Genomic DNA, 11727 nt, shown 5'->3' with positions numbered 1-11727 from the left:
CAGTACTTTCCGAACGAAATCCCCATTGCGGTGGGACGGACAAGCGGCTTCGTGCTCGATGTCAGTCACTGCACACGGCGGCGCTCAGGGAGCATGCGGCAGGACCAGAAGGCGAAGGCACAGGCGCTCTATTCGACGATTCGGCTCGAACGGGGTGGGATCGGCCGGTCATTCAGGGAGGTGCTGGCGACGAGCCTTGCTGTGCAGCCGCCACAGCCTCATAGGCCCTTCGTGCTGATCACCGATGAGAAGCCCGACTATGCGCGCCTCGTGCGGAAGCTTGCAGCCTACTGGGGTGAGGGAGAGGGGCGACTCGTGCACCTGACGATTTCTTCACACTTGCCACGGACGATCCACAATCCACTCTTTTCTTCGAACTACACCGATCGCGAGCTCAGAAAGGACCTGGCGAACCACCATCGTGAGAGTGTCTGCTTCAACCGCAATGTCGCAAACGGCATGCTGCGCCTCTGGGCCTACCTTATGTGGCACAACTACTTAAAGCCCTACCGTATCCGCTGGCCGAAAGGCCGAAGACCCGCCACCCATGCCGAGGCGAGCGGCATCGATGCAACTGTGCTCGAGAACGTATATAGAAGCTTTTTCGAAGAACGGGCGTTTCTGACACGAAGCCCTTTGAGCCCGACGATGGCGAGAAGCTGGAAGAAGGAATGGCGGACACCGGGGAAGGAGAAGGCGGAGTATATTCCTAGGCTGGCGCTCGGTTGAACAGCGTGTGCTTGATTGCCGAGATGCGTTCTTCTCAGTGCCCTCGTTTACACAAGGTTGAGAGCACTAATGTCTATTTCCCGCCCGTCAGCTTGGCGAGCAGTTTTTCTGAGAGCACTTTCCAGGTCTGTGAGAGCGTCTGCCCGTCCGGCGCATCGTAGCGCGCGATAACTTCCTTGAAGCCGGCTATCGCTTTTTCCGTATTGCCTTTCTTGTACTCTATAAAAGCCATTTCATATTTGGCATTGAGCATGTATTCGGGGTCGCTGCCATAGCGCTCGAGCAGCACCTGGTAGTAATACTGAGCGCCGTTGAGGTCATATGCGTCGTACCGCTCTTGGGCGAGCTGAATGATTTTCTGTGCGCTGGCATCCGGCGGCGCTGGCGGCGGCGAGGAAGCGCATGACGCGAAAATGCTGACGAGCAGAGCGAGCGTTATAAGCGCGAAAGCGCGAAAAATTCTTCTATTCATCTGATTTCCTCACGGGAACCGATTATGCTATACTCGCCCAACGAGGTCAAGACGAACCATGATCGCAACATTCATCAATGCGGCAGCAGTCATTGTTGGCTCGCTCATCGGGCTTCTCATCAGAAAAGGCATCAAAGAAGAATACCGCAAAGTGGTATTCACCGCGGCAGGGCTCACATCCCTCACTATCGGCATCCAGATGGCGCTCAAAACCAGCCACATTCTCTCGTTTGCCCTCGCGCTCATGATAGGTGGGCTGTTGGGTACGCTCCTCGACGTTGAGGGCGGAATCGAGCGGTTCGGCGAACGTCTGAAACAGCGGTTTGCGAGCAAGTCCGAGGGAGCGTTTGCAGCGGGCTTTCTGAATGCGTCGATTCTGTTCTGCGCGGGAGCAATGGCGATTGTCGGTTCGTTCAGAGCCGGGACAGAGGGCAATTATTCCCTCATTTTTACAAAAAGCGTACTCGATGGCTTTGTATCCATCATTTTTGCAGGAGCGATGGGAATCGGGGTGGCATTTTCTGCGCTTTCCATTCTGGTGTACCAGGGAGCGCTCACGCTGTTGTCCGTGTATATCAAGCCGTATGTGAGCGATCTTATGCTCGCCGAGATCACAGGCATCGGCGGGGCTCTCGTCATCATGATCGGCTTTGGTCTTCTTGAAATAAAAAGCTTCAAGACAGGGAATTTCTTGCCGGCGCTCATTATTATTGTCGTGCTTGTGCTTGTAATGCCTGTTCTTAAGTTTCTATAATTGAGGCATGCATATTTGGGCTCGGCGGAGCCGGGAACAGCAATTCATTCATACGCGGCGGGAAGATGAACAAGGGGAGTGGTATGCCCTGGATAACGCTGCGATCATCATGCCTGCAGTTGCGAATGAAATAACGACGAGCCTCTTCCGGTTCGAAGCCGAACTCGATGCCCCCATCGATGTGGATGTGATGGGCAAAGCCCTCGAGCTGACGGTCCGGCGCATGCCCTATTTCAATGTGCGACTCAGGCGAGGCTTTTTTTGGTACTATTTCGAGCCCTGCCACACGCTGCCGCACCTGTATCCGGATTCTCCGAGTCCAAGCCAGCTCTGGGACATCAACAAACGAGGAACCCGCATGTTCCGGATTCGCTGCGAAGCGAACAGAGTTGCCGGCGAATTTTCACATGCTCTGACCGACGGGACGGGCGGCATGACATTCCTCAAGACCCTTCTTGCGAATTATTTTCTGCTGAAAGGCATAGCGCCCGGAGCGGAGCTTAGCGAGGGCGAGTTCAGAGATATCCTTACTTCGCAATCATTTATCGAGAGCCCTTCCATACCAAGCGACGAGTTCGAAGATGCCTACCAGCGCTATTTTCCGAAAGGCCTGCCATTTCCGGATACCGGCCCTAACGCGTTTCATATGAAATTTAAATGCTTGCCCAAAGGCCAATACCGGGTTATTTCCGGCGAGCTCAATCTGACGGAAGCACTCGGCGAAGCAAGACGCCACGGAGCCAGCCTCACCGAGCTCATGACTGCAGTCTATCTCGATGCTCTACAGCAGATATGGCATGAGACAGTACCGCGCCCCAAAGAGCACTACATTGCAGTGGAAGTGCCGCTCAACCTGCGCACCATGTTTCCATCAAAAACATTTCGCAATTTTTCGCTTTTTGTGCTTATTGCGGAAGACATGCGGCTCGGCATGCGCAGTTTTGAAGAGCTCGTCATGCGGACACATTACCAGATGAAGCTCGAGTACGACCGCATGAGCATCGCCAAGCATCTGAGCCGCAACGCAGGCAGCGCGAGAAATCCGGTTGTGCGGGCTGTCCCGCTTTTTATAAAAGACATATTCGCGCGCATCTTTTTTGCAAAATTCGGTGAATCGATGCTTTCGGGCTTTATTTCGAATCTTGGGCAAGTAAAGATGCCGCCAGGATTTACGCCGCACATTCAGCGCTTCGGGTTCATCCCCGCGCCAAGCCTCACCACATTGACGAATGCATCGATGCTGAGCTGGGGCGACAAACTGATCGTCGATTTTGGCAGCCTCACTGAATCGCGCGAGCTGGAGCGGCTGTTTTTTAGGCGCTTGAGGAGCCTGGGGCTGCAGGTGCGCGTTTCGTGCCGGCTCGATCAAGCTGAAGCAAAGGCACAATCAAAGGAGGAACCCAATGCCATATTGTCCTGATTGCGGTGTCGAGATCGGAAATGCGCCTCGCTGCCCGCTTTGCGGGTCACCAAACCCAAAAGCGGTTCCAGACGCGCAGAATCCCTGCAAAGATGCTGATATAACAGGAAAGCATCCTGCTGCGAATATCATTTTTGAAGGTGGCGAAGGCATATTTAGTAAGGAAGAAAAACGTACGGTTCTTTGGGAAGTGCTTTCGGTGGCGTTTGCTATCGCGATTGTCGTTCTGGGAGCGGTGAACCTGTTCGAGTCCAGGCGGTTGTCGTGGTCGCTGTATCCTGTTGTTTCGATTTTGCTTTTATGGGTGGAGGCAACGGCATTCCTTGTGCTCAAGAACATGCAGGTATTGCGCATTGTGCTCGGCGCAATTGCTCCGCCAGCTTTCCTCTTGGCGCTGGGGTTTGTCAGCGGAAGCCCCAGATGGGCGTTTGGGCTGGCTATCCCGATTGCGGTGCTGGTTGAATCGCTCACAGGAGCTCTGGTGCTCGCAATTGGCAAGAGCAAACGGAAAGGTCTCAATCTGGTTGCATATGTGCTTGTGGCCGTGGCGGTTTTATGTATTGGCCTGGAAATGTTCATCGATCTTTTCGCGCGAGGGGTTGTGGTGTTCGATTGGGCGCCGATCTGTGCGATTGCGCTTTTGCCGATTGCGGGGTTTCTTCTTTACCTGCATTATCGGGTAGTCAAAGCGACGAACCTGAGGCGGCTTTTTCATTTATAGAGGGACGCGAGAGCGCTGCATACCTCATAATCCGATACAAACTGAAGCCGCCCTGCCTGCCCATTGCACAAATGCGAGCATTTCGTCTATACTCTAGAAAATTCGTCGATCTGCGCTACATGAATCGGCTGATCCAGTCGAGCGCCATCGTTTCGAACATGTTACGGCCATTATGCATGGCCTCCAGCTTGATTGATCAGGATTCATGCTTTTCAACAAACAATAAAGGATTTCTCGTGAATTTTTCCTCATTCTCATTCGATGGCACAATTACCAAAGCCATTGATCGCGCCGGCTACACAGATGCGACGCCAATCCAGGCCCAGGCAATCGGACCCATTCTCGAAGGCAAGGATGTGCTTGGCCTTGCCCAGACCGGCACCGGCAAAACCGCCGCATTCGCGCTGCCGATGCTGCAGCGGCTATTGACAGGTAAGCGCTGCACCGCTCGCGCCCTCATCCTGTCTCCCACCCGCGAACTTGCGGAACAGACACGCAAAGCATTCGAGGCCCTCGGCAAAGAAACGAATCTGTATGCGCTTTCGATCTACGGCGGCGTGTCCACCTCGGCCCAAATCCGCTCACTCAAGCGCGATATGCCGGAAATTCTGGTTGCATGCCCCGGGCGCCTGCTCGACCTCATGGGCCAGCGCGTTGTCAGTCTCAAAGACATCGAAATGCTCGTACTCGACGAAGCAGACCAGATGTTCGACATGGGATTTCTGCCTTCGATTCGTCAGATTATAGAAGCGCTGCCCACGGGGCATCAGACCCTCATGTTCTCGGCAACTCTGCCCTCCGAAATCCGCAGTCTGGCAAGAGAATTTCAGAAGGATCCGGTCCGCATCGAAATCGGCAACTCCCGCCCGGTCGAGACCGTCAACCACATCGTCTACCCCGTCATGCAGGCTGACAAGTACGCCGTGCTCGCCTCCATCCTCCAGGAAAATGCGACCGGCCAGGCCCTCATCTTTACAAAGACAAAACACCGCGCCCAGAAACTCGCCACCCAGCTTCTGGATGCAGGCCACTCCGCAGCTGCGCTCCATGGCAACCTTTCACAAGGCCAGCGCGACAAGGCCATGCTGAAATTCCGCACCGGTAAAGCGCGCATCATGGTGGCAACCGACATTGCAGCGCGAGGCATCGACATCAGCGGCATTTCCCACGTCATCAACTTCGACATGCCTGACACCGCGGAAGCCTACACCCACCGCATCGGACGTACCGGACGCATGATGCACAGCGGCATCGCGCTCACCCTTGCGACGCCGGATGACCGATCGATGCTGAAAATCATCGAACGACTTATCGGAAAGCCGATCGAGCACAAAATCGTCTCGCTTGCGGAAATCGATGTGACAGCCTCAATCGAAGAACATCAGAAAGTGGCGTGGAACCAGCGAGGGTCGTACCGGCTCGAGCATGGGGAGCGTTCAGACAGGCGGCCGGATACCCACGAGGCCCGACCAGGCATGCATACAAACCGGCCGGAAGCCCGCAAGAGCCGTCCGGATTCACGCGGTCTCAAACCATTCAAACAGAGTGGAGCACAGAATGGAGTCTCGCATGGCAAAACACATGATGCAGCCCATAACGCCGTGCACCATTTCCGCGACACGCGCAACTCCGCCCCCAACGCTGCGCTTCGTTCGCGGGATTCACGCAATGCAATTCGCAGCGCCGCGCCCCGCTCCGGCGGCCGATATCCCAAGGAATATGCTTCCATCCCTTGACATATTCTGCGATATTTTGTAAATTTATTCTCGCGCCGCAGGGTAGAGCAGTTGGCAGCTCGTCGGGCTCATAACCCGGAGGTCGGAGGTTCGAGTCCTCCCCCTGCTATCGAGAATCAAGGCTTCCGAAAGGGAGCCTTTTTATTGATTTTTAGCCTTATTTCAACCATATCTTCAGTCATTGCAATATCCTGCAACTTTACTTCTTTTGATAAAAATATACATGACTTTCCCCGTTTTTGTAGACACAGTGCAGATGGATTTAGTTTGTCGAGTGCAATGTCCAGATTATAGCGCAACAGCACAAGATTATAACTGGCTTTACGTGCTGAGGACTATTTTTTCGCGGCAAGCAATACAAGGAGTAAGACAAGCAGCCGGTAGAAAGAGAGTTTGGGGCGGCGGTCTCGTCGAGCCCATTAAACATGAGAGTGGCGGGTAAGACAAGCAGCCAGTAGAAAGAGAGTTTTGGGGGTGCTATAGGTCTTGTGGATGGATGCGTTTTCATAATGCTTGGGGATGAGTTTTGTTGGGGGTTAGAAGAGGTTCAGTGTGGGACTTTCTGAGCATCTGAAGTCCGAGCGGGTACCGCAATGGTATGTGGCGCATAGTTCGCCGCAGCACGTTGGCATAGCAAGGAGGCCGCACCTTGTATGACTGCATTGCCTTCGCTGCCGCAAAGGGCGATCTGACGGTGAAATGAAGCATTTAGCCAGGAAAGATACTTCTGCTCAAGGTGTCTGAAGCGACCCATTCATCAGTTTGATCTGTGTCCACGTCGTCGTGATCTTTTCGCAAGGATATTTCGCCGCTTCCTTTTCATTGATGTCTAGGCCTCAACCAAGCTTTTCGTTGGCACAGACATAGCCGTTGCTGTATTCGGCTATTCCGAGGAATATCACTAGCAGAACATGTTTGGGCTCCTTGAGTCCCTGAATGACTAAATTGCGCGGCTCTGTGCCCGACCATTCCTGAATGCTAACATTTTGTGCCGCTAGGTCCACGTGTATGTTGACCACGTGTGTTATCGGCGACATGTTGCTTGGACCGTGCCGGGCGGTGCGCATGCCGAACTATTCGGCAAAAAGCTGGGATTTTCTCACCTGCGTCATGCCGCCGATCTGGCTGAAATAGACTCAGAGATAATTGATAAGGTTCTCGGTGATCATAAATTTGTATTCGTAAGAAGATAATCGCTTGCCTCGCATGGATGCTCTCACGTACGTCATGGTAGAGTCCGATGCCCCAGTCGATCCTGGACCGGACCTTTTCGAACATTTTGATGATTTTGCACATATAGGTTTTGGAATCGAGGGGTGTGCCTTTAGGTGAACCCATTGGCACCGTGGCTGGCGCATCTCTGTAGCCGCCGTCGTCATCTCTTCTGCACTGTCAGGGGATGTTCTTGACTCCCTGGGCAATATTTTTTGATATTGTTGCAGACTTCGTCCGGTCTCTGCCGTCGGCATGGTGGTAGATCGAAACGCCTTCGCGGCATTTCTCACCAAAGAGCTGGTAACGGGCATGTTGGCCATCTTGCCCTTGATGTCCCGGAAAGCCATGTCGAAGCCCGATTAGTCGCTGTTCTGGATGGGACCGCAGCGCCAGTAGGGCTTCAGGTATATGAGCTTCCAGAGTTGCTCTATGTTTTCGACGTCCTGTTCGACGACCAGAGGCGGTAGTCTCGACTTTCAACATGACGACGTTGATTCATTTCGGTGTCGAAAGAATGACTTTTATGCTCCTGATCTTCACTGACATCCAATTTGCCTTCCTGGGTGGAATTCCAGCTCCGTCAGACGACCCTGAATTCGCAGGGTTCGCCTTTGAGGACCGCAATCAAGTTCCTAGCCGCGAGCATTCCCATGTTCAGTACGGCATCTCTAGTATAGCCGCCAATATGAGGCGTTATGATGCAGTTGTCCAGACCCAGGAGCGGGCTCCCTGTCGGCGGATCCTGGACGGTTACATCCAGGGCGGCAGCGGCGATCTTTTTCTGCACAAGCGCATTGTACAGTGCCTCTTCATCGACTATTCCGCCCCGCGCCGTGTTGACGAGAACGGCTGTCGGCTTCATCACGGCAAATTCAGCCGCGCCTATGAGCGAACGCGTCTCGTCGGTGAGCGGGCAGTGGATCGAAATGAAGTCGGATTCGCGGAGAAGCCTGTCGAGGGAGCAATATGTTAGGCCCACTTGCTGGGCGAAGGCTGTGTCGGGGTAAGCATCGTAAGCAAGGATGTTCATCGAAAATCCTACGGCGCGCCTCGCTAATCCCTTTCCAATCCGGCCGGTACCGATAATGCCGAGCGTTTTTTTCCACATTTCGCTACCAATAACGCGCGAGCCTAAACCCGATTTGACGTATTTGTCCATGCTGACGATATTTCTGGATGCACACAAAAGCAGGGTCATAGCAAGATCGGCGACTGAGTTTTCATTCGTGCCAGGTGTGAAAGTAACAGCGACGCCCTTTCTCTTGGCCGCTTCCAGGTCGACATTGTCGTAACCGACACCGTAACGGGATATCACTTTCAGTCTTTTGGCGTTTTCGATCACCAACGCATCATACTGATCTAGTCCGGCTATGATACCGTCGGCTTCCGCTACCAATGCCAAGAGCTCGCTCGCCGATAAAGGATTCATAATATTCAGTTTTTCAATCCTGCAGCCATTTTCTTCCAGCAGACGGATTGGTTCTGGATTGGCCTGCCCAAAAGATCGCGCTGTGACAATAATGTTGAACATTTTTCCCACCTTACCGTGTCAAATTGTACCAGTAGAGGTACCGCTCGTACTTATTTTTATATTCTTGGCTTTCCCGCGGAAGAACCTTCGTGTATGAATCTACCTTGAAGTCAGAGAGCTTCGCGAGCTTGCCCAGAGCAAAGAGCGCAAGCGCCACGGAGCCGAGCGAAGAAGCCTGGTCGAAGCGGGAGACATAAAGTTCACGTCCGAGCACATCCGACAGCATCTGTGTCCAGAACGGAGAATTAATGATGCCCCCGGAGAGCCGTATTTCCTTCGGTTCGCCGGCGATCGAGGTCAAAAGACTATAACACTGTCGCAGATTGAAGCAAATTCCTTCTAGGAGCCCTCTATACATTGAGCCATAATCGTGTTGCGGTCTGACATCGAAAAAACCGCCCAGGCGATCATCTTGCCAGCCAGGACTACGTTCCCCGAAGACGAAGGGTAGGAATACCGGCGTCGACTCTTGACTTGCCGCCGCGCTCTCCAGAGTTTTGAATGACATATTTCCATTGAAAACGCTGCGTCTAAGCCAATCTACGCAGCTGCCGGCGCCTGAAATAGCCGCGCCGGATACCCAGGAATCGACGCCGACATAGCACCATGTGCTGGGTTCTTCAGGGATCATCGGCTTGTCGACAGTAAAACGCAGTGCAGCACTCGTTCCTACCGACATTGTCATGATGCCATATTCGAGAGCTCCGGAGCCGACCTGGTTCATGGCTCCGTCCGGATAAGCCGGAACGACGGGGATTCCTGGCTTCACGCCAAGCGCATCAGCGATGTTCTTAAGAAGAGGGAAGGTGTCGCGGTAGGTGACGAGGCGGCCGAATTGCTCAGCATCGAGACCCAGCATGGAGAGAATGAAAGGGTCATATTGTTTCGAATGCACATTGAGCAGGCTGGTGCCTGCCATTGTTGAGGAGCTTTCGACGCGCTCGCCGGTCATTGTATAAAAGATATATCCCGCCTGGCTGGCAAACAGCTTGTCTCGAAATTCCATGCCGCTGTTCTTCAAGTGCATCAATGTATAGAATCCATAGGTGCTGTGTACCATGCAGCCAGTGCGGTGATAAAGGTCAAGCGTAAGCCTGTGATCTTTACGGATATTCGCGATTTCAGGCATGGAATCGGTGTATGCCCAGGAATAAGATGGGCTGACTGGTTTCATCGAGCGATCGCAGACGACGATACTATGCCACGTACCGCAGAGTGCAATCGCTTCCACATCCTGGCTGAAAGCAATCTGCCGGCCTGCTTCCAAGACAGAGCGGCATACATCGTCACAATCCTGCATGGCGATGCTGTTTTTCTCCTTATTATAGGGGATTATCTTCGTGGACACGATACCCTTGATTTCATCATAGAGAAGGGCTTTAGCGGAGGATGTGCTCGTCTCCAGAATCAGAACCGACATTCTTTGATCCTTCTGAGGAATTTCCTTTCTTACCGGAAAGCAACAGCTTCCATCTATCTTGATTGTTGATAAAAAAAGAACAAAAGCAACTATCCAGCATTTTACTCGTTAAACTATAATGTGTCAATTAAAAATTTTAAATTTTTAATTTAATAAAGGAGATGGATTGTTCTTGACAAAACAATATGGAGTGGCTATTTTGTGCCAAACAGAAGAGGAAAGGAATCCAAATGAACAAACCGGTTTCACTTCTTGAATTCGCATACGAAAAAATCAAAGAAGACATAATGCATGGGAAATATACTCCAGGGGAAAAACTGAACATCGGCGAGATTGCCAAGGATTTCAACATCAGCTGTACCCCTGTGAAGGAAGCGCTCAACCGGCTCGCTTCGGAAGGTTTCATTGAAGCCATCCCGCGGCACGGAATGATGCTCAAAGTATTATCGGTAAAAGATATAGAAGATATGCTCAATGTCCGCAAGATGATCGAAATGTACAGTGCCAAGCTTGCAGCGGCCAATGTCCAGAAGCATCCGGAGATTATAAAGCGAATGAAGAAGCTCCTCCCTCTCATGGAAGCTTTAGGAGACCATGAATATGTCGAAGCTACGAAGCTCGAGCAGGAGTACCACGGGCTGTTTGTAAAACTCACAGAAAACAACCGGCTCATAGAAATGTACGAGAAACTCTTTGGTGTAAGTTTTGCTTTTTATGTTTATTCAATCGGCAACTTTCCCTTGGCTCGGGCTAGCGAAGCATCGCGCGAACACATGCAAATGTACAATTATCTCCTTGAGGCGAAAGGAGATGAGCTGTCTGAACTGATGGGAAGGCATATGCAAGCGACTATTGAATTATTGGAAGATTTGATCTCAAAAGACACTGAGCATCGCTTCAAGATCAATTGATGGTTTTTTCTCTGCATTGTTGGAGTCCATGCGACGGTTAGCAAACTTTTCTTGCATTCACTATGGCTTTGCACATACTTCATGGATATAGGATTCATCAGAGATTTTTAGTGTGCAAAAACAGAAGGGTGCAATATAGCCATTGAAGTTATTTATATAGAAGAAATAACTTGTTTTGCTCACTGTGGTAGTTTTTTTTGAGACAGTGGGCGCTGCAAATGTGGCAGCGGCACCCAAGCCCATCACATTCAAGTTTGCGATAATCGACGATGAATCATCGAGCCATTACAGAGGCGCAAAGAAAATTTCTTTGGAAATGGCCGCAGCAATTAAAACTCAAATCAACATCGAAATTGCGAACAGTGGCGCTCTCAGCGGAGAATGCGACACTGTCGAGATCGCCATGTCCTGCGTTATCGATATAACGACAGCGGACAACTTCGTGCTCACCACTGGATTCATGTGTTGCATGTCCTAGCTCGTTGCACGGTAGCCTATTGCTTCTTCAGCGATAATCCTTTGCTATTCTTTCATGCTAAGCCCCATTGCTTCCCTCCAGAATTTGTTCTGGAGGGAAGGTTTCGCTTGGATTTTACGATAAGGTATAAAAAATATTAAATTTTTTATTTTTCATTGACAGATTTTAAACCCCAATGTAGAATTATGCCGGTCCTTAGAAAAAGATCAGCCGCAACGGAGTTGCTGGTGGAAATGATAAGGACTTTTGCGGTGTGAATGCCTCCTGACTTTTGCAGTTCCTGCATTAAAAAAGTGTTGTAATATCTTATTTAATAATGAATAGCGTGTGTTGGTTCATA

General features: G+C 51.6%; 10 protein-coding genes and 1 tRNA gene. 8 read left to right on the top strand and 3 right to left on the bottom strand.

Annotated elements, in window-relative coordinates; all coding sequences use genetic code 11:
- Nucleotides 1–729: hypothetical protein (locus GAP13_RS11645; protein WP_503473382.1), on the top strand; the 729-nt coding region annotated here is incomplete at its 5' end.
- A gap of 73 nt (nucleotides 730–802) precedes the next feature.
- On the opposite strand, the gene GAP13_RS11640 is transcribed toward GAP13_RS11645, so the two are convergent.
- Entirely contained in the window at nucleotides 803–1201 is a 399-nt protein-coding gene (locus tag GAP13_RS11640) for a tol-pal system YbgF family protein (protein ID WP_158908481.1), read from the bottom strand.
- A gap of 58 nt (nucleotides 1202–1259) precedes the next feature.
- On the opposite strand from GAP13_RS11640, the gene GAP13_RS11635 reads away from it, so the two are divergent.
- The 5 genes from GAP13_RS11635 to GAP13_RS11615 all read left to right on the top strand — a co-directional run bounded on the left by GAP13_RS11635 (nucleotide 1260) and on the right by GAP13_RS11615 (nucleotide 5941).
- Nucleotides 1260–1955, top strand: coding sequence for a DUF554 domain-containing protein (locus tag GAP13_RS11635; protein ID WP_158908480.1), 696 nt, complete (start codon nucleotides 1260–1262; stop codon nucleotides 1953–1955).
- Between the two features lie 7 nt (nucleotides 1956–1962).
- Nucleotides 1963–3375, top strand: coding sequence for a hypothetical protein (locus GAP13_RS11630; protein WP_158908479.1), 1413 nt, complete (start codon nucleotides 1963–1965; stop codon nucleotides 3373–3375).
- Entirely contained in the window at nucleotides 3359–4096 is a 738-nt protein-coding gene (locus GAP13_RS11625) for a DUF6320 domain-containing protein (protein ID WP_158908478.1), read from the top strand. Before GAP13_RS11630 ends, GAP13_RS11625 begins: the two co-directional genes overlap by 17 nt.
- Before the next feature lie 236 nt (nucleotides 4097–4332).
- Nucleotides 4333–5832, top strand: a complete 1500-nt coding sequence (locus GAP13_RS11620; protein WP_158908477.1) for a DEAD/DEAH box helicase — start codon at nucleotides 4333–4335, stop codon at nucleotides 5830–5832.
- A gap of 36 nt (nucleotides 5833–5868) precedes the next feature.
- Nucleotides 5869–5941, top strand: a tRNA-Met gene (locus GAP13_RS11615).
- A gap of 1686 nt (nucleotides 5942–7627) precedes the next feature.
- On the opposite strand, the gene GAP13_RS11610 is transcribed toward GAP13_RS11615, so the two are convergent.
- On the bottom strand, nucleotides 7628–8578 hold the full coding sequence (locus GAP13_RS11610) for a phosphoglycerate dehydrogenase (protein WP_158908476.1): 951 nt from the start codon (nucleotides 8576–8578) through the stop codon (nucleotides 7628–7630).
- Between the two features lie 10 nt (nucleotides 8579–8588).
- The gene (locus tag GAP13_RS11605) at nucleotides 8589–9998 is read right to left on the bottom strand and encodes a gluconokinase (protein WP_158908475.1); all 1410 of its coding nucleotides are present in this window, start codon (nucleotides 9996–9998) and stop codon (nucleotides 8589–8591) included.
- Between the two features lie 230 nt (nucleotides 9999–10228).
- Between GAP13_RS11605 and GAP13_RS11600 the strand changes: the two genes are divergently transcribed.
- The gene (locus GAP13_RS11600) at nucleotides 10229–10909 is read left to right on the top strand and encodes a GntR family transcriptional regulator (protein ID WP_158908474.1); all 681 of its coding nucleotides are present in this window, start codon (nucleotides 10229–10231) and stop codon (nucleotides 10907–10909) included.
- A 184-nt stretch (nucleotides 10910–11093) separates the two neighbouring features.
- The gene (locus GAP13_RS11595) at nucleotides 11094–11387 is read left to right on the top strand and encodes a hypothetical protein (protein ID WP_158908473.1); all 294 of its coding nucleotides are present in this window, start codon (nucleotides 11094–11096) and stop codon (nucleotides 11385–11387) included.
- Nucleotides 11388–11727: the final 340 nt, after the last annotated feature.

This window comes from Rectinema subterraneum (assembly GCA_009768935.1).
Lineage (GTDB): Bacteria > Spirochaetota > Spirochaetia > Treponematales > Rectinemataceae > Rectinema > Rectinema subterraneum.
The sequence above is the reverse complement of the archived record's forward strand: the minus strand, read 5'-3'. Positions and strand labels throughout refer to the sequence as shown.

Bases quoted from the DNA above. Each gene is read 5' to 3' on its own strand.
- GAP13_RS11610 (WP_158908476.1), bottom strand. From the start codon at position 8,578: ATGTTCAACATTATTGTCACAGCGCGATCTTTTGGGCAGGCCAATCCA.
- GAP13_RS11625 (WP_158908478.1), top strand. From the start codon at position 3,359: ATGCCATATTGTCCTGATTGCGGTGTCGAGATCGGAAATGCGCCTCGC.
- GAP13_RS11600 (WP_158908474.1), top strand. From the start codon at position 10,229: ATGAACAAACCGGTTTCACTTCTTGAATTCGCATACGAAAAAATCAAA.
- GAP13_RS11640 (WP_158908481.1), bottom strand. From the start codon at position 1,201: ATGAATAGAAGAATTTTTCGCGCTTTCGCGCTTATAACGCTCGCTCTG.
- GAP13_RS11630 (WP_158908479.1), top strand. From the start codon at position 1,963: ATGCATATTTGGGCTCGGCGGAGCCGGGAACAGCAATTCATTCATACG.
- GAP13_RS11635 (WP_158908480.1), top strand. From the start codon at position 1,260: ATGATCGCAACATTCATCAATGCGGCAGCAGTCATTGTTGGCTCGCTC.
- GAP13_RS11605 (WP_158908475.1), bottom strand. From the start codon at position 9,998: ATGTCGGTTCTGATTCTGGAGACGAGCACATCCTCCGCTAAAGCCCTT.